Source organism: Glycomyces buryatensis (assembly GCF_004912275.1).
In the GTDB taxonomy this organism is placed as follows: domain Bacteria; phylum Actinomycetota; class Actinomycetes; order Mycobacteriales; family Micromonosporaceae; genus Glycomyces; species Glycomyces buryatensis.
Map to the genome: position 1 here is coordinate 138,399 of NZ_STGY01000042.1, position 25,509 is coordinate 163,907.

At 68.6% G+C, this 25,509-nt stretch carries 25 protein-coding genes; 15 read left to right on the top strand and 10 right to left on the bottom strand.

Annotated elements, in window-relative coordinates; translation table 11 throughout:
• Nucleotide 1: 1 nt before the first annotated feature.
• The 7 genes from FAB82_RS11045 to FAB82_RS11075 form a co-directional block, all read right to left on the bottom strand.
• A complete protein-coding gene (locus FAB82_RS11045; RefSeq protein ID WP_136534591.1) occupies nt 2-589 on the bottom strand; it encodes a hypothetical protein in 588 nt (195 codons plus the stop codon).
• Nucleotides 586-1,743 (bottom strand): hypothetical protein, encoded by a 1,158-nt coding sequence (locus FAB82_RS11050; RefSeq protein WP_136534592.1) that lies wholly within the window; start codon nt 1,741-1,743, stop codon nt 586-588. The genes FAB82_RS11045 and FAB82_RS11050 overlap by 4 nt, the downstream gene beginning before the upstream one ends.
• A 53-nt stretch (nt 1,744-1,796) precedes the next feature.
• Nucleotides 1,797-2,492 carry a hypothetical protein gene (locus FAB82_RS11055; RefSeq protein WP_136534593.1) on the bottom strand — a complete coding sequence of 232 codons (696 nt, stop codon included), beginning with the start codon at nt 2,490-2,492 and terminating at the stop codon, nt 1,797-1,799.
• Between the two features lie 76 nt (nt 2,493-2,568).
• On the bottom strand, nt 2,569-3,270 hold the full coding sequence (locus FAB82_RS11060) for an alpha/beta fold hydrolase (RefSeq protein WP_136534594.1): 702 nt from the start codon (nt 3,268-3,270) through the stop codon (nt 2,569-2,571).
• 149 nt (nt 3,271-3,419) lie between these two features.
• Nucleotides 3,420-4,565 (bottom strand): galactonate dehydratase, encoded by a 1,146-nt coding sequence (gene dgoD, locus FAB82_RS11065; protein ID WP_136534595.1) that lies wholly within the window; start codon nt 4,563-4,565, stop codon nt 3,420-3,422.
• Nucleotides 4,566-4,636: 71 nt separating this feature from the next.
• Nucleotides 4,637-5,374: an SDR family NAD(P)-dependent oxidoreductase gene (locus FAB82_RS11070; protein ID WP_136534596.1), complete on the bottom strand. Its 738-nt coding sequence runs from the start codon at nt 5,372-5,374 to the stop codon at nt 4,637-4,639.
• Nucleotides 5,371-6,579 carry an ROK family transcriptional regulator gene (locus tag FAB82_RS11075; RefSeq protein ID WP_136534597.1) on the bottom strand — a complete coding sequence of 403 codons (1,209 nt, stop codon included), beginning with the start codon at nt 6,577-6,579 and terminating at the stop codon, nt 5,371-5,373. The genes FAB82_RS11070 and FAB82_RS11075 overlap by 4 nt, the downstream gene beginning before the upstream one ends.
• A 116-nt stretch (nt 6,580-6,695) precedes the next feature.
• On the opposite strand from FAB82_RS11075, the gene FAB82_RS11080 reads away from it, so the two are divergent.
• The 4 genes from FAB82_RS11080 (at nt 6,696) to FAB82_RS11095 (ending at nt 12,402) form a co-directional block, all read left to right on the top strand.
• The gene (locus FAB82_RS11080) at nt 6,696-8,048 is read left to right on the top strand and encodes an ABC transporter substrate-binding protein (RefSeq protein WP_211116524.1); all 1,353 of its coding nucleotides are present in this window, start codon (nt 6,696-6,698) and stop codon (nt 8,046-8,048) included.
• Entirely contained in the window at nt 8,045-9,034 is a 990-nt protein-coding gene (locus FAB82_RS11085; protein WP_136534598.1) for a carbohydrate ABC transporter permease, read from the top strand. Before FAB82_RS11080 ends, FAB82_RS11085 begins: the two co-directional genes overlap by 4 nt.
• Nucleotides 9,034-9,870 carry a carbohydrate ABC transporter permease gene (locus tag FAB82_RS11090; protein ID WP_136534599.1) on the top strand — a complete coding sequence of 279 codons (837 nt, stop codon included), beginning with the start codon at nt 9,034-9,036 and terminating at the stop codon, nt 9,868-9,870. Before FAB82_RS11085 ends, FAB82_RS11090 begins: the two co-directional genes overlap by 1 nt.
• Before the next feature lie 474 nt (nt 9,871-10,344).
• Nucleotides 10,345-12,402 (top strand): HNH endonuclease signature motif containing protein, encoded by a 2,058-nt coding sequence (locus FAB82_RS11095; protein WP_136534600.1) that lies wholly within the window; start codon nt 10,345-10,347, stop codon nt 12,400-12,402.
• Nucleotides 12,403-12,417: 15 nt separating this feature from the next.
• Here the strand turns inward: FAB82_RS11095 and FAB82_RS11100 are convergent, their stop codons facing one another.
• Nucleotides 12,418-12,618: a hypothetical protein gene (locus FAB82_RS11100; RefSeq protein WP_136534601.1), complete on the bottom strand. Its 201-nt coding sequence runs from the start codon at nt 12,616-12,618 to the stop codon at nt 12,418-12,420.
• A 207-nt stretch (nt 12,619-12,825) separates the two neighbouring features.
• Here FAB82_RS11100 and FAB82_RS11105 point away from each other — a divergent pair, with 207 nt between their 5' ends.
• Together FAB82_RS11105 and FAB82_RS11110 are read left to right on the top strand one after the other, a co-directional pair.
• Nucleotides 12,826-13,680: a helix-turn-helix domain-containing protein gene (locus tag FAB82_RS11105; protein ID WP_136534602.1), complete on the top strand. Its 855-nt coding sequence runs from the start codon at nt 12,826-12,828 to the stop codon at nt 13,678-13,680.
• The gene (locus FAB82_RS11110) at nt 13,677-13,874 is read left to right on the top strand and encodes a DUF397 domain-containing protein (RefSeq protein WP_136534603.1); all 198 of its coding nucleotides are present in this window, start codon (nt 13,677-13,679) and stop codon (nt 13,872-13,874) included. The genes FAB82_RS11105 and FAB82_RS11110 overlap by 4 nt, the downstream gene beginning before the upstream one ends.
• Nucleotides 13,875-13,927: 53 nt before the next feature.
• Here the strand turns inward: FAB82_RS11110 and FAB82_RS11115 are convergent, their stop codons facing one another.
• Nucleotides 13,928-15,175 (bottom strand): amidohydrolase, encoded by a 1,248-nt coding sequence (locus FAB82_RS11115; RefSeq protein WP_136534604.1) that lies wholly within the window; start codon nt 15,173-15,175, stop codon nt 13,928-13,930.
• A gap of 121 nt (nt 15,176-15,296) precedes the next feature.
• On the opposite strand from FAB82_RS11115, the gene FAB82_RS11120 reads away from it, so the two are divergent.
• From FAB82_RS11120 to FAB82_RS11165, 9 genes are all read left to right on the top strand, one after another.
• A complete protein-coding gene (locus FAB82_RS11120) occupies nt 15,297-15,986 on the top strand; it encodes a GntR family transcriptional regulator (protein ID WP_136534605.1) in 690 nt (229 codons plus the stop codon).
• Nucleotides 15,987-16,275: 289 nt separating this feature from the next.
• Nucleotides 16,276-17,688 (top strand): ABC transporter substrate-binding protein, encoded by a 1,413-nt coding sequence (locus FAB82_RS11130; protein WP_168801539.1) that lies wholly within the window; start codon nt 16,276-16,278, stop codon nt 17,686-17,688.
• Nucleotides 17,685-18,626 carry a carbohydrate ABC transporter permease gene (locus FAB82_RS11135; RefSeq protein WP_211116525.1) on the top strand — a complete coding sequence of 314 codons (942 nt, stop codon included), beginning with the start codon at nt 17,685-17,687 and terminating at the stop codon, nt 18,624-18,626. Before FAB82_RS11130 ends, FAB82_RS11135 begins: the two co-directional genes overlap by 4 nt.
• A gap of 7 nt (nt 18,627-18,633) precedes the next feature.
• Nucleotides 18,634-19,539, top strand: a complete 906-nt coding sequence (locus FAB82_RS11140; protein ID WP_136534607.1) for a carbohydrate ABC transporter permease — start codon at nt 18,634-18,636, stop codon at nt 19,537-19,539.
• Nucleotides 19,540-19,552: 13 nt separating this feature from the next.
• Nucleotides 19,553-21,118: a glycoside hydrolase family 43 protein gene (locus FAB82_RS11145; RefSeq protein ID WP_136534608.1), complete on the top strand. Its 1,566-nt coding sequence runs from the start codon at nt 19,553-19,555 to the stop codon at nt 21,116-21,118.
• Between the two features lie 34 nt (nt 21,119-21,152).
• A complete protein-coding gene (locus FAB82_RS11150) occupies nt 21,153-22,016 on the top strand; it encodes a DUF6807 domain-containing protein (RefSeq protein ID WP_246039575.1) in 864 nt (287 codons plus the stop codon).
• A 30-nt stretch (nt 22,017-22,046) separates the two neighbouring features.
• Nucleotides 22,047-22,949 carry a DUF6807 domain-containing protein gene (locus tag FAB82_RS11155; protein WP_211116527.1) on the top strand — a complete coding sequence of 301 codons (903 nt, stop codon included), beginning with the start codon at nt 22,047-22,049 and terminating at the stop codon, nt 22,947-22,949.
• Nucleotides 22,946-24,160 carry an ROK family transcriptional regulator gene (locus FAB82_RS11160; RefSeq protein WP_136534610.1) on the top strand — a complete coding sequence of 405 codons (1,215 nt, stop codon included), beginning with the start codon at nt 22,946-22,948 and terminating at the stop codon, nt 24,158-24,160. Before FAB82_RS11155 ends, FAB82_RS11160 begins: the two co-directional genes overlap by 4 nt.
• Before the next feature lie 45 nt (nt 24,161-24,205).
• Nucleotides 24,206-24,496 (top strand): Smr/MutS family protein, encoded by a 291-nt coding sequence (locus tag FAB82_RS11165; RefSeq protein ID WP_136534611.1) that lies wholly within the window; start codon nt 24,206-24,208, stop codon nt 24,494-24,496.
• Nucleotides 24,497-24,566: 70 nt separating this feature from the next.
• Here the strand turns inward: FAB82_RS11165 and FAB82_RS11170 are convergent, their stop codons facing one another.
• Nucleotides 24,567-25,352, bottom strand: a complete 786-nt coding sequence (locus tag FAB82_RS11170) for a DUF4097 family beta strand repeat-containing protein (protein WP_168801540.1) — start codon at nt 25,350-25,352, stop codon at nt 24,567-24,569.
• Nucleotides 25,353-25,509 lie beyond the last annotated feature (157 nt).

Sequence of the window (25,509 nt, forward strand, 5' to 3'; positions counted from 1 at the left end):
TTCATTGTTCGGGGGTAGTGGCGGCGAAGTCGATGCCGGAGCCGTCGGGGAAGACGATGCGGTGGTACCGGCCCTGGACCCGGTAGCGCCCGGTGAGTCTGCCGCGCTTGGTGCGGTCGACGAGCCCTGAGTAGCGCCATGCGGTCGCAGGGGCGGCCGCGACGGTCTCGACCTGGATGCCCTGGGACTTGGCATCGACCTTGAGGAACGCGAAGCGCCGGTCGCTGAGCACCCAGATCCCCCGGGAGCGCATCGCCGAGCTGACGATCCGGCCGGCCTGGGACTCGGATCCTTTGCCCCAGATCACGATCGAGCGCTGGCGGTGCCGCGATCCGCCGTAGTTGACATCGTTGGCCTCCAGGATCGCGAGGATCCAGAAGAACAGCATCCACAAGAGAGTCCAGCCGAGCACCCGGAGGGTTCCCCGCGCCACCTGGCCCGGGGTCGGCGGGGGTTTGGGGATGCCGTCGAACTCGATTGGCTTTCGTACGGGCGCGCACACGCGAAGGCGTTCACCGGCTCCCAGCCACTGCCGCCTGATTAGGGATTGGGCGTCGCGTTCGAAATCGAACTCCGAGGAATCGCTCACTGTGCCGCCTCCACATGCAGTCTCGGCCCGAAGGATTCAATGCGTCCGGTGCGGGGGCGCCAGATCGCGTACACGTGCGCCTCGGCCCTGAGCCGCGTCGCCGTCCCGGGCCCGGCATACGTATCGACCTCGGTGCGGGCGGCCGTCTCTCCGGTGTGGTGCGTCGGGATGGTCAGGTTCAGCGGCGTGCCGTCCACGGTCACCGCGACCCGGTGCGGGCCCGGCGGCACCGCGTATCGCCAGCGTCCCCAGCTCGCGGGCTGGACGACGCCGTCGATCTCGACCCGGGGCGGCCGGGTCCAGGTGCGCGCCAGGAAGGTTCCGAGTTTGTTCTTCCGGCGTCCGGTCCATAGGTGTCGGCGGCAGTGAAGTTCGAGGTCGATCGCGGCCGCTCCGGCCGGGACCGGGACGTCTGCCGCTGCGCCGAGCAGCAGTGCGGTGCTGCCTCCCCTTGCGTCCCACGGGTAGGGCTCGGTGGGGCGCGGTGGCGGGCGCAGTTTCTCGAGGCGCTTGCGAAAGTGCGTGCGCTTGGCGCGGCGCGAGGCCGGGAGGCAGATCAACGCCACCAGGGCGATCGACGCGAACACCACGACTCCCGTGACGGTGTCCTTGTTGACGAAGATCTCGACCAGTCCCCATAGGACGGCTACGAGTGCCCACGCCTGGATCAGCCAGACCAGGCACCCGGAGTTGTCGCCGACCTTCTCCAGCTGCTCGGGGAAGTCGCCCAGCGCGCGGTCGCCGGAGGCGGGGTCCTCGAAGTACCCGACGCGCGCCACGGCGCCCTCGGCGATGCGGACCACGACAGGGTCGGCCGTGCGGGTCCCCTGCACTTCCACCGAGTGCGTCCCGGCCGGCAGCGCCAGGTCGAACTGGCCCGCCCCGCACGCCACCGGGCGTCCGTCCACGACGATGACCGGCGCGGTCGCGTCGGCTTGGGACAGAAGCGAAAGGATGCCCTCGCCCGGCCGGGGGGCGATTCCCGGTTCGGCGAACGTCGACTGCGGCTTCTGGCTCAGGGCGGTCTGGAGGATGCCGATGGGCTTCCGCGTGCCGGCGAGGAGGTCGTCATCGAGCGCGAACACGGCATTGTCCGCTGCCCACAGCGGCCGAGGCTGCGAAGAGGCGTCGTCGCGAGAGCGATAACGGCGCATGGGGTCTCCAGGTTCGAGGGTGGGGAAGGGGGGCTTCGGGGCCGACCCCGACTTTACGACCCTGCGTCTCGCCCGCGGGACCGGTCCAGCAGTCTCGAAAGTCGGTCTCCGGTTCGCTCATCGTCCGCGATGAGCAGCCAGGCGACGACCGAGAGCGCTGTGACGGCGAATCCGGCCAGGCCCCACAGCCACCAGGGCCCGAGGCTCGGATCCGGTTCGCCGGCGGCAACGGGATCCACTCGGCCCCAGGGGTCGTGGATCACCGGCAGGTCGGCACCGACGGCGAGCCGGTCCTCCCTCGCGGTCACCGTGGAGGTCCCAGGCCATTCTCCGCAGTCGAGGTCGTGGACGGTCTCCGCCTTGTCGTCGACGTCGCGGTCCCGGGTCGATTCGACATGGCAGATCACCTCGACGCCGCGCTCGCCCAAGACCGAGCCCGCGAACGGAACGGAGGGAAGGAAGGCGCCCGCCATGATGAGGACCGGGATCACGAGCAGGGCATTGCCCATGAAGCGGAGCCTGCTGAAGAAGACGGCAACGGCAAGCACCGCAATGCAGACGACCAGCATCCACCCGCTGAACCACGACCACTGGTCGCGCACATCGTCGTGGGCGAAGTACCGCAACAAGCTCGACACCAGCACCGTCGGAACGGCGAGGACCGACCCGAGCAGGGCGAGCGGCAGTTCGCGGCGAAGCCGGAAGGGGAACGTCGGAGTCCGACGCTTAATGGATTGCCAGTTCGACATGGACTCAGTTTCCACGCGACGTGCAGCGGCCTCCGGGCGGGCTGTGTTTCGTGCTGGTCGATCATCGACAGCCCCGTCAGGCCCGGTCGACCGCCTTCAGGATCGCCTGCGCCAGTTCCGTCGGCTTGGTGAACTGGGGCCAGTGGCCGGTGGGGACGTCGAGGTAGTCGACGTGCTTGATCTTGGCGAGCTCGGCTGTGAACGGGGCGTCCTGGGCGATCCAGTCCACCAGCATCTTGCTCGGGAACTCGCAGGCGATGATCGTGGCCGGAACGTCGTACCGGCGATCGTCGTGGAGGACCTGGCGGTCGTAGGCCGCGCCGACCGGGGTCGGGATGGCCCGGGCGAGGAACTGTTCGCGGAGTTCGTCGGTCAGGTCGACCAGGTCCTCGTCCTCGAACAGGCCCCAGTCGGGGAGCGGAATCTCGTCGTTCACGATCGGGAGTTCGTCGTTGACCAGGCCGCCCTCGCCCAGCGGGCCGGAGTCGACGTAGACGACCCTCGCGACGGACTCGGGCCGGCGGTCGGCCGCGGCGTGGGCCACCGCGCCCCCGCCGGAGTGGCCGACGAGCACGACCGGTCCGCCGATCTCATCGATAACTCGGACCACCGCGTCGATGTGGTCGTTCAGGCCGATGCCGCTGCGGACCGCGTCCTTGGATTCCATGCCGGGCAAGGTGAGTGGGCGAACGCGGTGTCCGGCCTTTTCGAGGGCGGGGGTGACGTCGTCCCAGGAGGAGGCGTCGAGCCAGAAACCGGGTATGAGAATGATGTCCATGCCGCGACCATAACGGCCGCCACCGACATTCTCGCCCCGATGGTTCGCCTGATTTGGACCGGTGCGCTCAGCACGGCATGCTTTGCGGGGAGGCGGCCAGGCGCCGGCGCGCCTGGCCTTGCCTCACCACTCCGCCTCACCGCTCCGCCTCACCACTCTGCGAACGAGCCGTCCTCGTGGCGCCACACCTCGTTGCGCCAACGGTGCGGGTTCCGGGCCGCCTTGCGCACGGCCGCCTCGTCCACCTCGATGCCGAGCCCGGGGCCGAGCGGCCGGTCCACATGGCCGTCCGTGAACGCGAACACCGCCGTGTCGACCAGGTAGTCCAGCAGGTCATTGCCCTCGTTGTAGTGGATCCCGAGGCTCTGCTCCTGGATCAGGAAGTTCGGGGTGGCGAAGTCGACCTGGAGGCTCGCGGCCAGCGCGATCGGCCCCAGTGGACAGTGCGGCGCGAGGCCGACGTCGTAGGTCTCGGCCAGGGCCGCGATGCGCCGCACCTCCGAGATGCCGCCCGCGTGCGAGAGGTCGGGCTGGGCGACGGCGATGCCGGTGGGCAGCACGTCGCGGAAGTCCCAGCGCGAGTACAGGCGCTCGCCGGTGGCGATCGGGATGGACGTCGACGCGGTGACGGCGCCGAGATCGCGGGAGAACTCGGGCAGCACCACCTCCTCCACGAACAGCGGCAGCAGCGGTTCGAGCAGCGGCAGCACCCGGCGCGACATGGCCGTGGAGAAGCGGCCGTGGAAGTCGATCGCGATGTCGAAGGAGCCACCGACGGCCTCGCGCAGCTGCGTGAGGTTGTCGACGATGTCGCGGACCGCGGCGGGGGTGTCGATGCGCCCCAGCTGCGTGGTGGCGTTGCACTTGACGGCGTCGAAGCCGTTCGCCTTGGCGCGCAAGGCGTCCTCTGCGAGCGCGGAGCCGGAGTTCCCGCCGATCCAGGTGTAAACGCGGGCCTTGTCGCGGACGGGGCCGCCGAGCAGTTCGTAGACGGGGACGCCCAGGGCCTTGCCCTTGAGGTCCCACAGGGCCTGGTCGATGCCGGCGACGGCCGAGGACAGGACGGGCCCGCCGCGGTAGAAGCCGCCCTTGGTCATGACCTGCCAGTGGTCCTCGATCCGGCCGGGGTCGGCGCCGATGAGCGCTCCCGCGAGGACGTCGACGGCGGCGGCGACGGCCTCGGCGCGGCCTTCGACGATCGGTTCGCCCCAGCCGACGAGTCCGTCGTCGGTCTCGATGCGCAGGAACAGCCATCGGGGTGCGACGAGGAAGGTCTCGATCTTCGCGATGTTCAAGGTTGGGACTTCCTTTCAAGGACCCCGTCAATCTGGGGCTTTGCGGTTCTGGACGGGGTACCCGCCTCGGGTCAGCGGATGCGGACGAGGAACCCGCCGTCCACGGGGAGTTCGGCGCCGGTGATGTAGCTGGCGTCGTCGGAGGCGAGGAAGGCGACGGCGGCGGCGACTTCCTCTGGGTCGCCGAGCCGTCCGAGGAGGGTGCGGTCGGCTTCGAGGTTCCGTCCCTCCTCTGTCGATCCGTCCCATTGGCTGGTCAGGATCGGCCCGGGGGCGACGGAGTTGCAGCGCACGTGCGGCGCGCCTTCGGCGGCGAGCTGCCGAGTGAGGGCGGACAGGCCGCCCTTGGCGGCGGCGTAGGCGGTGAAGCCGGGGTAGGAGCGGTGGGCGTGGATCGAGCTAACGGCCACGACCGATCCGCCCGATTCGGCCAGGGCGGCGGCGAGCGTCTTGACGCCGAGGAAGGTGGCCTTGAGGGTGACGTCAAGCGTGCGGTCCCAGTCGTCCTCGCTGATCTCGCTCGGGCCGCCGTGGACCTTGGCGAAGGCGTTGGAGACGAGGGTGTCGACGCGGCCGTGCGCGTCGAGTGCGGTCTGCGCCAAGGCTTCCCAGTGGTCGAGCCGGGAGGCGTCGGTGTGGACGAAGTGGACTCGCTCGCCCGCTGCGGCGGCGACGCGCTTGGCCCCTTCGTCGTCGATGTCGGCGAGGTAGACGTGGGCCCCCTCGTCCGCGAAGCGGGCCACGCAGGCCGCTCCGATGCCCCTGGCGCCTCCGGTGACGATGGCGACTTTGCCTTCGAATCGTTTCATCGCTGCATCCTGCCGTCCAAGCGGTTGAGGGTGCGAGCCAGGTCGTCCTTCTCACCGAGGATGAGTTCGGCGCCGCCCACGGCTCCGGCGCGTGCGCCCAGGTCAAGGGCGGCGGGAACGACCTCGACGTCGCGCACGAGCGAGAGCGCGTAGCGGCGGATCGCGCCGCGCATCGGGTCGAGGAGGGCGTCGCCGGCCTGGGCGAGTTCGCCGCCGACGACGATGCGCTGGGGGTTGAGCAGGTTGCACAGGCTGGCCAGGACCTGCCCGGTGAGTTGGCCGACGTCGGCGAGGACGCCCTCGCAGGCGCGGTCGCCGGCCCCGGCGGCGGCCAGGACGTCGTCGATGGTCGCTTTGGGGCCCAAGTGGTCCCGCAGCGAGGCGAGGATGGCGGGGATCCCGGCGCGCAGGACCAGGCAGCCGCGGTTGCCGCACGGACACGCCGGACCGTCCACATTGATCGAGGTGTGGCCGAGCTCCCCGGCGGCGCCCACGGCGCCGCGAACGACCCGTCCGTCCAGGATGAGGCTGGCCGCGATCCCCGAGGAGAGGCCCACGTAGAGCACGTCGCCGACGCCCGCCCCCGCCCCGCCGTAGGCCTCGGCGACGGCCTCCAGGCGGGTGTTGTTCTCGATCTCGACGGGCATGGCCAGGCGCTTCGAGAACTCATCGGCGGCATGGACTTGGGACCAGGGCTGGTCGGGCAGTGAGGTCGAGACGATCCCGGTGGACTTCTCGATCGGCCCGGGCAGGCCGATGCCGGCCCCGACGATGCGGCCCCGGTCCAGGCCGTGCTCGGCGATGAGGGAGCCGAGGACGTCCTCGGCGACGTCGATGCGTTCGGCCCAGCCGAGTTCGACGTCCACGACCCTGCCGCCCCCGGCGATCTCGCCGCGGGCCAGGTCGGCCAGGTGCACCCAGACGTGGTCGAAGGTGAAGTCCAGGCCCAGGGCCATGCCGGCGGCGGGATTGACGGCCAGGGCCTCCTTCGCACGGCCGTCCGCGCCGGCCTCGGCGTCGGCCTCCACGACCAGGCCGCGGCCGATGAGGTCCGTGACGATCGTCGAGACGGTGGTGCGCGAGACCCCGGCCCGCCGCGCCAGCTCGGCGCGATGCGTTGGGCCGCTTTCCAACAGCAGCGACAGCACGCGCTCCTGGTTCGACTTGCGAAGAGTTTGGAGTGATCCGCTGGTTGTCCGGGGCATGGACCGATCATAGCGGTTCCATACAAAAGTCTGTCAAGACTATTGACGTACTTAAGTTTGCCCCGTTAATCTTCGTCCACAGACTTTCGTAACCCCTTACCTGAAAGGCAACGACCATGAGCAAATCCCTCGGATCAGCGCTGACCCGCCGGACCCTGATGCGCGGTGGTGCCGCCGCCGGAGCCACCGCCCTCGGCGCCGGAGCCCTGTCCGCCTGCGCCCCTTCGGCAGGCGGGGGCGGAGGCGGAGGCAAGACGACGCTGACGATCATGGCGCCGGAGAACGAGTTCGCCCCCGAGTTCCTCAAGTCCATCGAGGAGGAACTCGACGTCAAGATCAAGCGCGTCGAGGTCGACACCACCAAACTGACCGCGATGCTCGCCAGCGGCACCGCCCCCGACCTGGTCCGCGGGCTCGGCGCGGTCGAGACGTCCTTCTACGTCGCCCGCGACCTGGCGCTCCCGCTGGACGACTACTTCGCGAAGAGCGACCTGCTCAAGGAGGACGACCTCGACCCGGTCAACGACGTGTGGCGCTACGACGGCACCGTCCAGGGCCAGGGCCCTCGCTACGGCATGGCCAAGGACTACTCGCAGGACGCCATGTTCTGGTACAACGCCGCCCTGTTCGAGTCCGCCGGGGTGGACCTCCCCTCCGAGACCGAGCCGGTCACCTTCGACCAGTGGCTGGACATGGGCAAGGAGCTCACGAAGAAGGACGGCGACACCACCTCCGTCTACGGCCTCTCGGCCGGCGGCCTGGGCCTGTTCATCAGCCTGGTCAACATGACCGCCTCCGCCGGCGGCAGCCTGTTCTCCGAGGACCTCGCCAGCGTCGACTTCTCCTCGCCCGAGGCACAGCAGGCCCTGACCTGGTACCTCGACTACGCCCGGTCCCGGGTCGGATTCAGCCCCGTCGAGCCCAACCCCGACGGCTGGGACTGGCCCCCGTACCAGACCGGCCGCCTGGCGATGTCCTGGTCCGGCTACTGGTTCGGCGGCGCGATCGCCGCCGAGGCCGAGCTCGCCGAGACCTCGCGCCTCGCCCCGGCCCCGACCATGGGCGGCGAGCGCCTGAGCGCCTGCTTCGGCGCCACCGGGTACTGGATCCCCAAGGCCAGCAAGAATCCCGACGAGGCGTGGGCGCTGTTCGAGCACTTCATGGGCGGCGACCCGGCCAAGGAGCGCGCCGCCGGCGGCTGGGGCATGCCGAGCCTGCTCTCACTGCGCGAGGACCTGCCGACCGGGACCGTCGCGCAGGAGCAGGCCCTCGCCGTGCAGGAGGCCGAGGCCGACTACTTCAAGGTCCTGACGTTCTCCCCGTACGTCAAGGTCGAGGCCGTCGACGCGGTCCTCAACGAGTTCCTGCCCGACGCGATCAACGGCGACGCCACCGCCGGCTCGCTGGCCGACGCCCTGAACCCCGAGATCAACGCGCTGCTCGAAGAGGGCAAGGAGCTGGTGAAGTGACCGCGACACTCGCGGCGTCCACCGAAGACGCCCCGCCCGCGCCGGAGGTCAAGCGGCGCGGGCGGGGCCGGTCGGGCCAGCGGACCCGGACGTTCTACCTGTTCGTGGGGCCGTGGATCGCCGGATTCGTCCTGCTGACACTGTTCCCGCTCGGCTACGCGTTCTGGATGAGCCTGACCAACACGGACGGACTCTCCCCCAATTGGTCCTATGTGGGCTTCGAAAACTACGTCCGGGTCTTCCAGGACACCCAGACCATCGAGTCCCTCGGTCGCACCGGCATCTTCATGCTCGCGACGGTGCCCACCGGCGTCGCCGCCGGGCTCGCGATGGCGGTGCTGCTCAACCGGGATTTCAGGGGTCGGACGCTCTTCCGCGCCCTGTTCTACCTGCCCGCCGTGGTGCCCGGGGTGGCCGCCGCCCTGACGTTCAAGATCATCTTCGACAAGAACGCCGGGGCCGCCAACGCGGCCGTGGGCGCCGTCGGCGGCGAGCCGATCTCGTGGCTGGCCGACCCGTACACCCGCTTCGTGCTCATCCTGATGATCCTGTGGGGCGTAGGCGGATCGATGATCATCTCCCTGGCGGCGTTGCAGGACGTGCCCCGGGAGCTGCTCGAAGCGGCCAAAGTGGACGGCGCGAGTCCGGCCTACTCCTTCTTCAAGATCACGCTGCCGATCCTCAGCCCGATCATCTTCTTCCAGGTGGTCACCGGCGTCATCGGCTCACTTCAGGTGTTCGTGCCCTCGCTGCTGCTGGCGCCGGTCAACGGTCCGGCGGCGGTCACGGCCGTGCCCGAGGGCAACTACTTCTTCATGGTCCACGTCTACGCCGAGTACTTCGCGAAGAGCCACTTCGGCTACGCGTCGGCCCTGCTGTGGGTGCTGTTCGCGTTCGTGCTGCTCATCACCGGCATCGTCTTCAAACTCGGCAATCGCTCGGTCTTCTACGGCGGCGTCGACCCGACTGAAAAGGAAGGAAGCTGATGGTGGACGCCGTCGCGCGCCGGGCCCGCTGGATGGCCTTCTACATTCTGCTCGCCGCCCTGGCGATCACGTTCTCCGGACCGCTGGGCTGGCTGATCCTCACCGCGCTGAAGGCCCCGAACGAGCTGTCGGTGTTCCCGATCCAGTTGTTCCCGGAGTCGCCGCAGTGGCACAACTTCGCCGATGCGCTGACATTCGTCGACTTCCTCGGCTACGCGCGAAACTCGATGATCCTCTCCACCCTGACCGCGGTGCTCACGACCATCTCGTCGGCGTGGATGGCGTACGGGTTCGCGCGGCTCTCGGCCCCGGGCAAGAAGTTCTGGTTCGGACTCTTGATCTCCACGATGATGATGCCCAGCATCGTCACCCTAATCCCGACGTACCTGATGTTCGCCAAGATGGGCCTGGTCGACACCTACGTGCCGTGGATCCTGTGGGGCCTGTCGGGTGCGGCCTTCATGATCTTCCTGTTCCGCCAGTTCTTCTCGGGCATTCCGAAGGAACTGGAGGAGGCCGCGGTCCTGGACGGCTGCGGACACGTCAGGATCTTCTGGCAGATCTTCCTGCCCCAGTCCTGGCCGATGCTGGCCGCGTGCATGGTGCTGACCTTCACCGGCGCCTGGGGCGACTTCATCGCCCCGAGCCTGCTGCTCAGCGACGACACCACGACGCTGGCCGTGGCATTGACCAGAGGGTACGTTAACGAGCAGGGTTTCCCGGTCCAGAACCTGCTGGCGGCCGGTTCGACCATGTTCATCCTGCCGGTGCTGCTCATCTTCCTGTTCTTCCAGCGCTTCTTCGTGCAGGGCTTCTCCACCTCCGGCCTGAAGTAAGCGAGTCAGCGAGTTCTCGGCGCCCCGAATCGTCTCGGTGGGGCGCCGGTTGCAGCCGGGGGCGGCGGATCGGTCTTGGGGTCAAGACATCGGTCCGCCGCCCCTCGGGGTTTTCCAGAACCGGTCGACGGCGATCACGCACCGTCTCTCACCGGTCCGCTGTTCTTTGGGGTTTTCCGCTTCGGCCTGCCGCGCCGTTCGGGGTGAGGTTCAGGCGGCAGCGACGAAGAGGTGGTCGATCGCCCAGGCCTCACAGTGGCCGGCGGGCCGCCGATTACCGAGGTTCGGGGCACCGAGGATGAGCCGACTTCGCTTGTCGCCCAAGCCATTTGAGATGCTATATTGATAGTCCTCTATGGAATGTTCACCCGATCGGGTGATGCCGATCCAGTCGCATCGTGTCACCATTGAAATACCGAACAGGCAGGCGAAATTAGCAGAACGTTCGATGGATGTGGATGGGAGGCGACCCCGATGAACCCCGACACCACCACCCCGGCACCAGTCTTGTCCGGCCGCCTCGACCGCAGTTCCGAGGCTCAGTCCATGCGAGCCGAACTCGATGCCATCGCCGCTCAGAACCGCCGGCGCGATGCGGCCGCCCTTCGGACCGTCCTCGCCTACACCTCCGCGGGCATGCACAGGGAACTCGACGGGTTCTCCGGCGTCCTCGAATGGCTGCGCGAAGGCTTCGACTTCACCTACACCACCGCGTCCCAGATCGCCCGCATCGCCCGCCTGGCACCGAAGTTCCGGGATTTGGCCGAGGCGGCCCGCACCGGTGCGGCGAGGATCGACGCGGTCGCCTTCGCGATGCTCGCCCTGGACCGCAAGGGCCTGCGGGTACACGCCCGGGTTCCCTATCCCGAGGGGCCGAAGCCATCCCCCTATGACCCCGCCGTCTTCTGCGCGACTCCCGAGGAACTGATCCGGGAGTACTGCGTCCACGCCTCCCACGCCGAACTCCGGGAAGCCATCGACCTGATCGCCACGGCCCTGTTCGATGCGGCCGCGATGCTGGACGAGGCCTCCCAGGCCGCCTTGGCGCACTTGGAAGTCACCGAGCGCGGCGACGGCATGTGGAGTCTCGACGGCGTACTCACCGCCGACACCGGGCGACTGCTCGACAACTACCTCAAGACCGCAGTGAAGCCGCCTCGCAAGGAGGACGCCGACGCCGATGGTGTCCTGCCCTCCCAGGCGAACCGGGCCGCCGAGGCCTTTCACCAGCTGGTCTCGGCCGCCGGTGCCCGCAAGGACGCACCGACCCGCCACGGGCACACCGCCACGCTCTCCCTGATCGCAGATGTCCAGGTCCTCAAGGGCGAGATCGACCTGACCGAACGCCCCGAGCGGACTCCCCGCCTGGAAGGTCGACCGGTCGGCATCACCCGCGCCCGCCACCTGGCCTGTGAAGCCGGGGTCGTGCCGATGGTCTTCGACTACGAGACGGGCGAAGTGGTCGAGCTGGGCCGCGAAGAACGGCTGCCGAAGCCGGGGCTCAGGCGCAAGCTGGAGGCCGAGCAGCCTGGAGGTTGCGCCTGGCTCCGTTGCGGCCGGCCGGTCTCCTGGACCGAGGCGCACCACATTCGACACTGGTTGGATGGCGGGCCGACGGATTCGGAGAACCTGATCCTGTTGTGCCGCTTCCATCATGGGCGCATCCATACAGATAGGTGGCAAATCGCCAAGACCGGTCCCGGTCGGGCCCTGATCACCCGCATCGGCTGCACCGAGGCCACACCCTGCCTTCGCTGCCCTGCCTGTGATGCCGCGGGCCGCACTCGCAAGCCGCTCGTGGACATCGACGACATGAGCGCCGCGTTCGACATCGACCTGGAACGCGAAGAGTGGTCCCCGACCTTCAAAGCCGAACTGGACCCCCTGGCCCAGTACGCCACCGACAAGGCCATTGACGCCGCCATGACCGAAGCCGCCATGGCCGCTGTCCGACGGACCCGAGAGAGCTACCGGGCAGAAGCCAAGACTTCCAAGAAAGCAGAGGAAGCAGTTGCCCAAAAGGACTCGGCAGCCGAACCGGCAAGGACCGCAGGCGCACCCGACTCCTCTGCCGCCCCTGCGGCCGTCACCGGCGAATCCCCCACCATCCTTGCGGCCATCACCGGTGAGCGCTGGTCGGAGCTGGATCCGATCCCGTTCTTAACCCGCCCTCAGCGGGCGACTGCTGAGGGAGCGCTGGCAATGACCCGCGCAGCCCGTGCCCCGAGTGGGGAACGGGCCCCTCTCCATGTCCGGAGTAGGAAATACCCCGGACCGACCGGCCACCGGGATTCCGAAGCCAGCGCCAGGTCTATCCCACACCGGTTGTCGCTGCCGTCTGTACCGGCAAGGGAAGCGGACCGGGCTGCCGCAGTCGACCCCATGAGTGTGCAGACCTTCTTGTCGCTGCCGCCTGAGCCGCAACCGAACCCGGCCCGCCAGCCGCACTGCGGCCCCACGATCCGCCTACCTCGTTGTCGCCGCGAAAGAACCGCGACCAGCATCGGCCTGAAGGTTGGTGGTCAGCCATGAGCCGCCGTGGATGCCTTACTTCTCGGTGGTCTTGCCGCTGACGGTACTGCCCGGCTTGCGGCTCAGGAGGGCGAACGCGCTGCTGTCGAACTCGCGGCCGAGGTTGCCCCACAGAGCTGAGCCCTCATGGCGGTTCGCGATCTCGGCGACGATCCAGTGAGCGAGGATGTCGGCCTCGCGGAAGCTAAGGCCCGCAGGCAGGTTGATGCGGAGCATGTAGCTCTCTTGCTCCCACAGTTCCCCGAGCCGCTGCTCGCTGTAGGCGAGGTCGGTCTCGTAGAAGTCCCCGGTCGGTTCGGTCGTGTCAATCGGTTTCCCCTTTGCTTGCCGGGCGTAGACTCACTGTCTATGTGGTAAATCGTAAGTCATAACACGCAACTTGTAAACTAGAAATGCCGTATTTACTGCGAAGGGAGTCCTTCCGTGACTACGCCGAACGGCCCGACCGCTCTGCGCCGCATCATTGCTGCCGAGCTGAGGCGGCTGCGGATGGCCTCCGACCTGACGCAGCGGCAGGCTGCGGAGCAAACCGGCATCGACCCAAGCGCTATGGCCCGCTATGAGGGCGGTGTGTCCTCAATGTCGAACCCGGTGGCGGAGAAGGTGTTCGCCGTCTACGGTGTCGATGCGGAGCGCAACGCCGAGCTGCTCGACCTGGTTAAACGTTCACGCAAGCGGCGGCCAAAAGGGGAGGAGCGGGCGGTCGTCTGGGAGCCGGTGGAAGACCTGATTGCCTTGGAACGCGACGCCTCAATAATCCGAGAGGTCGCGATCCAGCCGATGCCTGGGATGATCCAGACCGAAAGGTATGCGCGAGCGATACTCGGCCGGGGCAAGCTTGGAGCAGACGTGGTCGAGGACCATGTGCAAGCCCGCTTGTCTCGCGCGACGATTGTCACCGGAGACGGGCACGTCGAATACTGGGTGGTGCTTCATGAAGCCGCGCTCCGCTGCGCGGTCGGAGGGGCGGAGACCATGAGGGACCAGTTGGCGCACCTTGCGGAGCTTTCCAAGCGGCCCAACATCACCATCCAAGTGCTGCCCGACAGTGCCGGAGCGCATCCGGCTCTCTCGGGACCGTTCAAGCTCCTGCGGTTTCCGATCGCCCCCGAGTACGGCATCGTGTACCTCGACTACCTGACCGGCGCGGATTACCTCGATGAACCTGAGGAGGTCGCGCAGTATGATGACGCTTATCTGCACCTGATCAAGATGGCCCTGTCCGAGCAGGCCAGCTTGGCGTTCATCAAGAAGTTGTCCAAGGAGCTGTATTCATGACCGTCGTGGAGTTCGGAGACCGGTTCACCTGGCACAAGGCCGCCCGTTCGGCTGACCAGGGCGGCAACTGCGTCTGCGTAGCCACTGACAACGACCGGACCGGCATCCGTGACTCCAAGGAAGGCCCGACCGGCCCCGCCCTCTGGGTCGACTCGGTGAGCTGGAAGGCACTTCACGCCCACGTGGCCCGCTGACTCCGACTGGACCAGCAAGCGCACGCGTCCGAATCGGCGGCGGTTCCCGCCCCTTAAACGAGTTGCCCATTGCGGGCGACGACACGGCCCGACTTGACGACGAGCCTGCGCGCCGGGTGCATCAGCAGCGCCTCGGCGGGGACCCGCGCGTCGACCGCCACGAGGTCGGCGCGGTCGCCGACCGAGAGCCCGTAGCCCTCGATGCCGATGACCTCGGCGCCGCCGAACGTCGCGGCCCGCAGGGCGATCTCGATGTCCGGGTCGGCCGAGAAACCGGAGCCGCGCGCGACGTCGGCGGTGTGGGCGAGCAGGTCACCGGTGCCGTACGGGCTCCACAGGTCCCGCACGCCGTCATTGCCGAGCCCGGCCGGAATGCCGGCCGCGGCGGCGGCCCGCAGCGGCAGCGGCTGCTTCTCCGAGGACCCGGCGAGCGAGATCCGCTGCTCGGCGAGCTCGCCGATCAGGTGGGCGCGGGTCGCAGCGGGGACGTCCGGGTCGCTCAGCGCGAACGCGTGGCTCACGGTCACCTTGCCCTGCATGCCGAGCGCCTTGGTGCGCTCGATGATGAGCTCGAACTCGAACACGCCGAGGTTGCCCGCGTCGTGGAGGTGGATGTCGACGCCCGCGCCGTGGCGCACGGCCAGGTCGAAGACGGTGTCGAGGTGGCGCACCGGGTCGCGGTCGTAGCCGCCGGGGTCGATACCGCCGATGAGCTTCACGCCGTCGGCGAGGGCGGCGTCGAGCAGTTCGGCCGTCCCGGGCCGGGTCAGCAGCCCGGCCTGCGGGAACGCCACGATCTCGACCTCGATTCGCCCACCCAATCGGGCGACGGCCTCGCGGACGGCGATGACGCCGTCGAGCCCGACACCCGGATCGACGTCCACATGGGACCGAGCATGAGTGGTGCCGGAGGCGACCATGTGTTCCAGCAGCGCGGTGATGTAGTCGGTGGAGGGAATCCCGAGCTCCTCGCGGCGCTCCATGCCGTAGGCGATCGCGCCGTCCAGGCCGGGCCCGGCGGTGCGCGGCACCCAGGGGCCGCCCCACAGGGTCTTGTCGAGGTGGGCGTGGGCGTCGACCAGGCCGGGAATGACGACGGCGCCGCCGAGGTCCTCCGTATCGGCGCCGTCCGCGCCGATCCCCCCGGCATTCGCGCCGCTTTCCGGGCCGTTCCCACCACCGTCCGCGCCGCCTTCTGCACTGGCGGCCGGGCCGATCTCGGCGATGCGGCCGCCCGAGAGGCGGAGGTCGGCGGGGCCGTGGCCCCACAGGTTCGCGTTGCGCAGCACCAGATCGGTCACGGCGGCGGTCCTTTCGGAGACAATTGATCGGGGCGGAGACAATGATCAGGATTAATGGTATACCACTACTGGCGATCCTATATCATATAGCGTCTGCAGCCCAACCTTGGAGTCGAACGCCATGACCAGCCGCCGCGAGCACGCCTATCGGACCATGCGCGAAGCCGTCATCACCGGCGCTTGGCCCCCCGGACACCGGCTCATCGAGCGGGACCTCGCCGCCGAGCTCGACGTCTCGCGCATCCCGCTGCGGGAGGCCATGCGGCAGCTCGCGGGCGAGGGCCTGGTCACGGCCGTGGCGGGGCAGGGCACGATCGTCAGCGCACTGACCGAGACCGACGTGGCGGACCTGTTCGACCTGCGGGAGTCGTTGGAGCCCTTGGCCGCGCGCCTCGCCGCCGAGCGCCGCGACCCGGCGGGCCTGGCGCGCCTGCGGTCCACACTGGAGCAGGCGGCCGCGCTGTCCGAGGAGGAGCGCGCGGACCTCCTCGACGCCAACGCCGCCTTCCACACCGAGCTAGTGGCCGCATCGGGGAACGCGCTGCTGGCGCAGGTGATGGACCCCCTCGAAGCGCGGGTGCGCCGGCTCTTCCACTACACCGAGCGCAACCCGGCCCGGCAGTGCCACGAGCACACGACGCAGTACGAGGCGATCGCGTCCGGCGACGGTGACCTCGCGGCCTCGCTGGCGCTCGAACACGCCAGGGAGGGAAGGGAACCCGCCTTGGAGACGGTGCGCCAGAGGCGGACCGAGGCGGTGGATCCCTTGGAGGCCACCCGGACCCGCCGCCGCAAGAAGGTCGCGGAGTAGGGCGGTCCGGCCTGGAACGCAGAGATGCGGGAAGGCCGCCGAGTGAGGCCGGCCGACCGGAACGCACCGGTGCAAATCGGGCGGAGTTTAAGGTATGCATCGATTTCTGTCAATGAATCGCCAGCGTATTGACATATTTATTTCATGGCTTGACATAACCTCGGTCACAGTCGTAACCTAAGCCGCAGCCATCCATCCCATAAACCACATCGCGGATCATCCCTCCCCCTGAAGGCAAGCGTCATCATTTTCGTGGCCGGCCCCCCGGCCAGGTGAAAGGACAGCCAGCGTGTCGAACGAACTCCCCCACACCCGTCACCCCTCCCAGCCGCTCACTTCGTTCGCTTCCCCGAACCCGAGCGGCTCCGCCGCGCATGCAATGGGCACCCCTCCGTCCCTGACCCGCCGAAACCTCGTGAAGGCCTCCGGCATCGCCGGACTCGGGCTTGGCCTCGGGACTGGACTCGGCGCCTGCGGGCGCGGCTTCGGCGGCGGCGGGGACGACGACGGTGACGGCGTCGAACTCAACATGGTCTGGTGGGGCGACGCCGCCCGGGCCGAGGTCACCCAGGCCGCCCTCGACATCTTCACCGAGGAGACCGGCATCGCCGTCAAGACTGAGTACCAGGACTCCGGCCCTTACGCGGACAAACTCGCCACCCGCTTCGCCGCCGGCGACGAGCCCGACCTCATGGCCATGCGCATGGACTCCCTCCGCGAGTACGCCGACCGCGGCGCCCTGCTCGACCTCAACACCTCCGGCGACGCGGTAGACCTCAGTGGACTGTCCGAGAGCGCCGCCACCCTCGCCGAGGTCGGCGACGCCGTCTACGGCGTCCCCGCCGGGCTCAACGCGATCGGCTTCATCGTCAACCAGGACGTCACGGACCAGTACAGCATCGAGATCCCCGACGGCGACACCTGGAGCTGGGACGACCTGGCCGCCTTCGCGAAGGCCATCACCGACGCCAGCGGCGGCGAGGTCTACGGCACCGGCTTCGAGGCCGCCACCCTCGCCAACCTGGTGGTGTGGACCCGCCAGCAGGGCGAGGACTTCTTCACCGAGGAGGGCACGCTCGGCATCACCGCCGGGACCGTCGAGGCCTGGTTCGACATGATCGCCGCAATGCGCGCCGAAGGCGGCTTCCCGCCCGCCGGGTTCTTCGAGCAGGTCGGCGGCGGGCCCGAGCAGTCCTACATCGCCACCGGCGACCTCGCCTCGCAGATCATCCCCACCAACAACTTCCTGGGCTACAACCAGGCCGCGGGCGGGAACCTCGCCCTGCTGCGAATGCCCGGCGAGACCACGAGCACGCGCCGCGGCCAGTCGGTCGACTGCCCGCACCTGTGGTCGATCGCCTCCGGCTCCGAGAACCAGGCGGAAGCGTTGCAGCTCCTGGACTTCCTCACCAACGACCTGCGGGCCTCCGAAGCCACCGGCACCACCCGCGGCGTCCCGGCGAACACCCAGGTCGCCGAGGACCTCGCGCCCTCGCTCGAACCCGACGACCAGACCGCCACCGAGTACCTCGCGGGCCTCCAGGCCGAGGACCTCCCGCGCTCCTACACCTACCCGCCGGGCGGCAGCGCGATCGCCGACAGCCTCGCGGCCATTGCCGTCGAGGTCGAGTTCGAACGACAGAGCTCGGCAGACGGCGCGGCCGCGTTCATCGCAGAAGCTGAGGGAGCACTCGGCCAGTGACCATTTCCACCGAAGCCGCAGCCGTGTCGGCGGAGGCGGTCCCGACTGCGGCGGCGCCCCAAAGGCGCCGCCGCAGGAGGGACCGGGCGGGCTACCTGTTCCTGCTGCCGTGGTTCATCGGGATGCTCTTCACGATCGTCCCGTTCTTCGCCTCGCTCTACCTGGCGTTCACCGACTACAACCTCCTCAACCCTCCCGAGTGGATCGGGCTGGCGAACTTCCGGGACATGTTCAGCGACCCGAAGCTGCTCCAGTCGATCAGGGTCACCTTCACCTACACGTTCGTGTCGGTGCCGCTGTCGCTGGTGGCCGCGCTGCTGGTCGCCATGGTCCTCAACCGGGGCATCAAGGCGCTCCCGGTCTACCGCGCGGTGTTCTACCTGCCGTCGCTGCTGGGTGCGAGCGTCGCCGTGGTCCTGTTGTGGCGCTACATCTTCGGCTTCGACGGGATCGTGAACGCGTTCCTCGGCTGGTTCGGCATCGCCGGGCCCGCCTGGACCTCGGACCCCGACTACGCGCTGACCACGCTGATCATCCTGCACATCTGGACGTTCGGCGCGCCGATGGTCATCTTCCTGGCCGGCCTGCGGCAGATCCCCGTCCAGTACTACGAGGCCGCCGCCGTCGACGGCGCCTCGAAGTGGCGCCGGTTCGTTTCGATCACGCTGCCACTGCTCAGCCCCATCATCTTCTTCAACCTGATCCAGTCGCTGATCGCGTCGTTCCAGACCTTCACGCAGGGCTTCGTCATGAACAATGGCGGCGGCGGCCCGGCGAACTCCACATTGTTCTACAACCTGTACCTCTACCAGCAGGGATTCAACCAGTTCAACATGGGTTACGCCTCGGCGATGGCCTGGACGCTGCTGGTGATCATCGCCTGCTTCACGGCCGTGACGTTCTTCACGGCCAAGTACTGGGTGTACTACGAGAACTGAGGAACTCATGTCGATCAGCACCATCCCACCTCGTCCGAAAGCGAAGCCAGAGTCCGATGAGGACTCCCTGATCGAACGGCTCGGCTCCTCGCGCCGCAGCCGGTTCACCCGGCACATCATCCTGTGCCTCATCGGCCTGTTCATGATGTATCCGCTGCTGTGGATGCTCTCCAGCTCACTCAAGCCGAACGACCTGATCTTCTCCGACCTGGCGCTGTGGCCGTCCGCGTGGGACTTCTCGAACTACGCGGCGGGCTGGACGGCCCTGGAGTACGACTTCAGCGTCTACTTCGTCAACTCGCTCGTCATCGTCATCCTGAGCATCATCGGCAACCTGTTCTCGTGTTCGCTCGCCGCCTATGGATTCGCGCGGCTGGACTTCACCGGGCGCAAGCTGTTCTTCGTGCTCATGCTGGGCACGATGATGCTCCCCGGCCACGTCCTGCTGATCCCGCAGTACATCCTGTTCTCGAACCTGGGGTGGCTCAACACCTACTACCCGCTGCTGGTCCCGAACTTCTTGGCCACCAACGCGTTCTTCATCTTCCTGATGGTCCAGTTCATGCGCTCGCTGCCGCCCGAGCTGGACGACGCCGCCCGCATCGACGGATGCGGCCCGTTTCGCATCTTCTGGAGCATCATCCTGCCGCTGTGCAAGCCGGCGTTCGCGACCACGGCGATCTTCACGTTCATCTCCGTGTGGAACGAGTTCTTCGGCCCGCTGATCTACCTGACCGACCCGGAGCTGTACACGGTCCCGCTGGCGCTGCGCCAGTTCGTCGACTCGGAGGGCCAGTCACAATGGGGACAGATGTTCGCCATGTCGGTGCTGTCCCTCGCCCCGATCATCGGATTCTTCATCGCCGGCCAGAAATACCTGGTCAAGGGCATCGCCACCACCGGACTCAAATAAGGACTACTGGCACGTGCGTACCAGCGCTTGGAACTCAGACAACGGCGACGGCACCTACCGCAACCCCATCCTGCACGCGGACTGGTCCGACCCCGACGCCATCCGCGTTGGCGACGACTACTACCTGACCGCCTCCAGTTTCCACCGGGTGCCTGGACTTCCGTTGCTGCACAGCAGGGACCTGGTCAACTGGTCGATCATCGGCCACGCCCTGCCCCGGCTGGAACCGGAGGAGGACTTCCTGGCCCCGCAGCACGGATGCGGGGTGTGGGCGCCGGCGCTGCGGCACCACGACGGGAGGTTCTGGATCTTCTATCCCGACCCGGACCGCGGGATCTTCGTGGTCACCGCCGAGGATCCTTCCGGCCCTTGGTCATCGCCGCACCTGCTCAAGGGCGGGCGCGGGCTCATCGACCCGTGTCCACTTTGGGATGAGGACGGTTCGGCGTACCTCGTGCACGCCTGGGCGAAGAGCCGCGCCGGGATCAATAACCGGCTGACCTGCCACCGCATGAGTCCGGACGCCACCGTGCTGCTCGACGAGGGCACGGTGATCATCGACGGCGACGCCCTGCCGGGGTTTCGCACCCTCGAGGGGCCCAAGTGCTACCGGCAGGACGGCTGGTACTGGATCTTCGCTCCCGCAGGGGGCGTCAAGGACGGCTGGCAGACGGCGTTCCGGTCCCGGAACATGCTGGGGCCCTATGAGGAACGGATCGTCCTCGAACAGGGCGACACCGACGTCAACGGCCCCCACCAGGGTGCCTGGGTGCAGGCGGCGGACGGGCGGGACTGGTTCCTGCACTTCCAGGACAAGGACGCGTTCGGACGCATCGTCCACTTGCAACCGATGGAGTTCGACGGCGACGGCTGGCCCGTCATCGGCGAGCAGGGCCGGCCGGTCCCCGGGTTCGCCAAGCCGGCCGAAGGCCCGCCGGGCGCCCCGGCCGACAGCGACGACTTCTCCTCGGATGCGCTTGGGCTGCAATGGACATGGTCGGCGAATCCCCAAGACGACTGGGCCGAGGTCGTTCCCGGGCGCGGACTGCGCCTGCGGTGCGCCCCGACCGACACCGGAGACCTGCGCGAACTGCCCAACCTGCTCGGCCAGCTGCTGCCCTCGGATTCCTTCCGCGCGGAGACGACGCTGCGCCTGGTCGACACGGGACCCGGCGCCCGCGCCGGACTCGCCGTCCTGGGCTACTCGTATGCCTGGGTCGGATTGGCGCACAATGATATCGGCGTCGTCGTGACCTGCCGCAGCGCGGGCGTCGACGGCACCGAGCCCGAAACGGCGCCCCTACGGGCGGTTCCCCTCTGCGAGGATGGGAAGACCGTGGAGGTCACCGTCGGAGTCGAGGTCACCCCCGACGGCCGGTGCCGGTTCGACGCCGCCCTGACCGGCCAGGCGCCGCGCCCCATCGGCGAACCGTTCGAGGCGACGCAGGGCCGCTGGGTCGGGGCGACGCTGGGACTGTTCGCGGCGACTCCCGCCGCGCGGGTCTCCACCGACGAGAGCAACGGCTCGGCCGAGTTCGACTCGATGAGGATCACCGCCCCGGGCACCGACCATGCGTGACGACGAATCCATAGGAGACAGACAGGTCTTGGCCGTGGGCGGACGCGAGGTCGCCGACTACCGGTGGCTACCGAAGCTTGCGACCACGCTGTCTCCGCGGCCGTTCCTGCATCCGGTCCGCACGCTCGCCGGAACCCGCGTCACCGAGCTCATGCCCGCCGATCACCCGCACCATCTCGGCGTCAGCGTCGCGGTGCCCGATGCGGGCGGCGTCAATTTCTGGGGCGGCCGCACCTTCGTGCGGGGCCGGGGATCGGTGCTGCTGCCCAATCACGGCGTCCAGCGGCACGTACGCCTGAACCGGCAGGGCGGCAATGTCATCGAGCCCGAGCTGGAATGGATCGCACCCGAAGGGGCGGTGCTGCTGCGCGAGCGGCGCCGCGTGGCGGCCGTGCCGCTCAGCGACACCGCGTGGGCACTGGACTTCGCCTTCGCGCTGACGAATGCGACCGCCGGGCCCCTCGGATTCGCGTCCCCGCAGGTCAACGGCCGCCCGGGCGCGGGCTACGGCGGGTTCTTCTGGCGGGCACCGATGAGCAAGAGCGAGTGCGAGGGCAATGTCAGGGTCCTGGGTCCAGGTCTGGAGGGCGAGGAGGCGCTGCACGGCGCTTCCACGCCATGGCTCGGCCTCAACGGGTTCGCGCCCGCGCCGTGGACGCTGGTGTTCATCGCGGCAGGTGGGGAAGGCGATCCGTGGTTCGTGCGCAGCGGCGACTACGTCGGCGTCGGCACCTCCCTCGCCCTGGCCGAGCCGCTGGTGGTGGGCCCGGGCGCGGTCTTGTCGCGACGTATCATCACGGTAGTGGCGGACGACACGCTCACCGAGAAGTCCATGGCCGCCATCACCGAGACGGTGGCGTCGCATCCGGATCTCGGCCCCAACTGGGTACCTGACTAGGCAATGGGCACAGAGGCATTGGGAGGCGCGATGGAAGTTCCCGGTACCGCCGGTTCGATGCTCGCCGACCGGCCGGGGGGCGTCTATGCGCTCCGGTTGGACGGCCGGGACGTCGCCGAATACGTGTGGAGCCCCGAGCTGCCGGCGTCGACCGCGCCGCGCCCGTTCCTCCATCCCGTGCGCACCCTCGCCGGCCTGGTGGTCACCGACGCCCGGCCCCACTCCCACACTCACCAGCTGGGCATCTCGATCGCCGCGCCCGATATCGCCGGGCTCAACTTCTGGGGCGGACGCACCTTCGTCGCCGGCCACGGACCCGCGTGGCTCGACGACCATGGCGCGCAAGAACATCAGCGCTGGATCCGGCACACCGACGCCGAGCTCGCCCACACGGTGGGGTGGGTCAGTTCGAACCAGACGACGCTGCTGGACGAGAAGCGCACCATCACCGCCAACATGCTCGGCGAAGCCGCCTGGGTTCTGGGCGTTCACACTGAACTGACCAATGCGACGGAGCGGCCGCTGCCGATCCGCTCTCCGGCCGCGCTCGGGCGTCCCGGCGCCGGATACGGCGGCTTCTTCTGGCGGGGACCGGAAGTGACGGGGCCGGTGCGCCTGCTCAGCCCGGTCGGGGCCGACGTCCCCTCGATCCACGGCCGCACGGCCGACTGGGTCGCCGCCGCGGGCGCCGACGCCAAAAGTCGTGAATGGACGATGCTGTTCACGCACGCCGACGAGACGACCGCAAGGGACCGCTGGTTCGTCCGCGCCCGCGACTACCTGGGCGTCGGGTCCTCGCTGACGTGGGACCGCCCGCTCGAGCTCGCGCCGGGAGCGACCATCGACCGGCACCTGCTCGCGGTCGTCGCCGACGGCACGCTCACCGCGGACGAGGCCGCCGAGTACGCCTCCGCCGCCCGGTCCGCGACATGAACGCGCCGAGCGGACAGCCCCGACCCGCGCGGGGCGCCCGGCAGGAGAGTCTGCGCGAATTGAACCTGGAGCTGGTGTTCCGGCACGTCCTGGCCGCGGAGCGATCCATTTCGCGGACCGAGCTGGCCGCCGCGACCGGCCTGACGCGTCCCACGATCACCCGCATCGTGGAGGAGCTGATCGCCGGGCGGCTGGTCACCGAGACCGGTTCGGCCCGCGACGGCCGCGCCGGGCGTCCCCGGGTCGGGCTCACGCCGTCCCGGTCGGGACCGGCCGGGCTCGGCCTTGACATCCGCACCGACGGGCTCGCCGCCTGCGTCGTGGACCTCCAAGGCACCGTCCGCCATCTCGCGTTCGCCCCGATCGACCTGGAGGGACCGGACGCTCCGGCGCTGCTGAACCACCTGGCTCGCATGGCCTGCGAGGCGGTGGAGGCCGTGGCCGCCGAGGGCCTCACGGTCATCGCCGCGACCCTGGCCGTGCCCGGCGCGGTCGATCGCGGCGTGGTGCGTTCGGCCCCGGTGCTCGGCTGGCGCGACGTCGACGCGGGAGCGCTGCTACGCGCCGCAACCAGCGAACTCGGACTGCCCATCAATGTGGACAATGAGGCGAATCTGGCCGCCCACGGCGAACTCCACGCGGCCGGCCAGAACCAGGCGGACTTCCTCTACGTCTCCGGCGGGCTCGACATCGGCGCCGGAATGATCCTCGACGGGCGCCTCATGCGCGGGTCCCGCGGCTGGAGCGGCGAACTCGGCCACTTCACTGTGGACCCGGACGGGAAGCCGTGCCCGTGCGGCGCGCGCGGTTGCCTCCAGACCTATGCGAGTCTCCACGCCATCCTCGACGGACAGACCGTCCCGGCCGGCACCACCCCGGACGCGGCCGCCATCGCGTGGGCCGACGAGGGCCGACCGGCCACCCTCGCGTCCATCGACACCGCCGCGACCGCGCTCGGCATCGCGGTCTCGGGCGCGCTGAACCTGCTCGACATCGACACGGTCCTGCTCGGCGGCAGCTTCGCGCTGCTGTCGTCGTGGATGACCGCGAAGGTGAAGTCCGAGGTCGATCAGCGCGTCCTGTCCTCGTCCTGGGCGCCCATCACGATCCGCCCGGCGACGCTGGGTCCGGACGCGGCCGCCATCGGGGCGGCATTGACCTTCATCGACCGGCTGCGCGAGCACCCCACGTCCTGGCTCGCCCACGGCTAAGGCCCTCTACTGGCCGGTCGGGGCGGATTGTGCCAAGCTCGGTCCATGGCAAAACTGGTGCTGGACCTGCACGACATCTTCAACAAGGGCGACCAGATCGAGAAGTCCCTGCGCGGCATCATCGACGAGGCGATCGAGAAGAAGATCGACCTCGTCGAGATCATTCCCGGCAAGGGCTCGGGCCAGCTCAAGAAGAAGGTCCTGCGCTTCCTCGACCAGAAGGACATCAAGGCGCTGTACCACCGGGTCGACAAGGACTCGAAGAACTTCGGACGCCTCTTCGTGCATTTCAAGCACGAGCAGGGCCAGCGCAAGGGGCGCAAGGGCCGCCGCTGATCCGGTCCTGGGAACGCGTTCTGCCGCCCCGACGCGGTGTCGGGGCGGCATTGGCATTGTCGCTTCGGTGCTAGTTGGAGCGGTGGACCTCGATATTGCCGGACATGACGCGCAGGTCCAGTTCGACGGTCTCGGTCACCTCGCGCCCGTCGTGCTCGGCGCTGAGGCTGTTGCCGACCTTGCCGTGCATGGTGCTGGTGGTCAGCTTGACGGCGGAGTCCTTGCTGACGCCGACGTCGATGTTGCCCTGCTGGAGCGAAACCTTGACGACCCCGCTCACGGCCTCGGCGACGCGCACGTTTCCGGAGGCGGTGTGGAACGACGCGGTGTCGGCCACCTGGCCGACCTGGATGTCGCCCATGGAGGTCTGCAGTGCGGCGGTCGCAACCCGGTCGACGGTGATGTCTCCGGCCGAGCTGGAGAAGTCGCACGAGCCGAGCTGTCCTTCGGTGCGGAAGCCGCCCATGGCGGACTGGCCCCGGACGTTCGAGCCGGTCGGCACCTGGATCGTGATGTCCACCGAGCGGAGCTTGGTCGACATCTTCGGCCGGGGCGGGGTCGCGAGCCGCACTTCGCCGTCGACGTGTTCGACCACGGTGTTCTCGGCGGTCTCGACATCGGTCTTCTTCGAGGCGTCGGTGGGGAGGACCTCGACAATGACGTCGGTGCGGTCGGAGGCGGTGATCTGAATGTTGCCGACGCCGACCTCGAGGACGACGGTGACGGGGTTGGAGGCAGAGATAACGGTCGTCTGATTGATCCTTTGAAAGCGGTTCGGTGTCTCGCATCCCGGTTCGCCTGCTGCGTTCCGGGCATGTGAGTACTTTGACCCCGGGCGCTGACACGGCCCTGTCATCGCACTGACGCGCCGACTGTCGCGCCGGCGCGGCGTCGGGGGCAGCCACCCCGTGCGACCGCCACACGCTTTATGTCCCGGATTCGCGTATGCCGGTGGCAGCATGTGCATATGGCTAAGGGTCCTTATAGGAATAATGTGACGGGGCCGTCTCGAG

What these genes read in the sequence shown, in the direction of transcription:
- FAB82_RS11050 (WP_136534592.1), bottom strand. Translation starts at nt 1,743, where the DNA reads ATGCGCCGTTATCGCTCTCGCGACGACGCCTCTTCGCAGCCTCGGCCG.
- FAB82_RS11055 (WP_136534593.1), bottom strand. Translation starts at nt 2,492, where the DNA reads ATGTCGAACTGGCAATCCATTAAGCGTCGGACTCCGACGTTCCCCTTC.
- FAB82_RS11060 (WP_136534594.1), bottom strand. Translation starts at nt 3,270, where the DNA reads ATGGACATCATTCTCATACCCGGTTTCTGGCTCGACGCCTCCTCCTGG.
- FAB82_RS11070 (WP_136534596.1), bottom strand. Translation starts at nt 5,374, where the DNA reads ATGAAACGATTCGAAGGCAAAGTCGCCATCGTCACCGGAGGCGCCAGG.
- FAB82_RS11075 (WP_136534597.1), bottom strand. Translation starts at nt 6,579, where the DNA reads ATGCCCCGGACAACCAGCGGATCACTCCAAACTCTTCGCAAGTCGAAC.
- FAB82_RS11080 (WP_211116524.1), top strand. Translation starts at nt 6,696, where the DNA reads ATGAGCAAATCCCTCGGATCAGCGCTGACCCGCCGGACCCTGATGCGC.
- FAB82_RS11090 (WP_136534599.1), top strand. Translation starts at nt 9,034, where the DNA reads ATGGTGGACGCCGTCGCGCGCCGGGCCCGCTGGATGGCCTTCTACATT.
- FAB82_RS11095 (WP_136534600.1), top strand. Translation starts at nt 10,345, where the DNA reads ATGAACCCCGACACCACCACCCCGGCACCAGTCTTGTCCGGCCGCCTC.
- FAB82_RS11100 (WP_136534601.1), bottom strand. Translation starts at nt 12,618, where the DNA reads ATGCTCCGCATCAACCTGCCTGCGGGCCTTAGCTTCCGCGAGGCCGAC.
- FAB82_RS11110 (WP_136534603.1), top strand. Translation starts at nt 13,677, where the DNA reads ATGACCGTCGTGGAGTTCGGAGACCGGTTCACCTGGCACAAGGCCGCC.
- FAB82_RS11120 (WP_136534605.1), top strand. Translation starts at nt 15,297, where the DNA reads ATGACCAGCCGCCGCGAGCACGCCTATCGGACCATGCGCGAAGCCGTC.
- FAB82_RS11140 (WP_136534607.1), top strand. Translation starts at nt 18,634, where the DNA reads ATGTCGATCAGCACCATCCCACCTCGTCCGAAAGCGAAGCCAGAGTCC.
- FAB82_RS11155 (WP_211116527.1), top strand. Translation starts at nt 22,047, where the DNA reads ATGGAAGTTCCCGGTACCGCCGGTTCGATGCTCGCCGACCGGCCGGGG.
- FAB82_RS11160 (WP_136534610.1), top strand. Translation starts at nt 22,946, where the DNA reads ATGAACGCGCCGAGCGGACAGCCCCGACCCGCGCGGGGCGCCCGGCAG.
- FAB82_RS11165 (WP_136534611.1), top strand. Translation starts at nt 24,206, where the DNA reads ATGGCAAAACTGGTGCTGGACCTGCACGACATCTTCAACAAGGGCGAC.
- FAB82_RS11170 (WP_168801540.1), bottom strand. Translation starts at nt 25,352, where the DNA reads ATGACAGGGCCGTGTCAGCGCCCGGGGTCAAAGTACTCACATGCCCGG.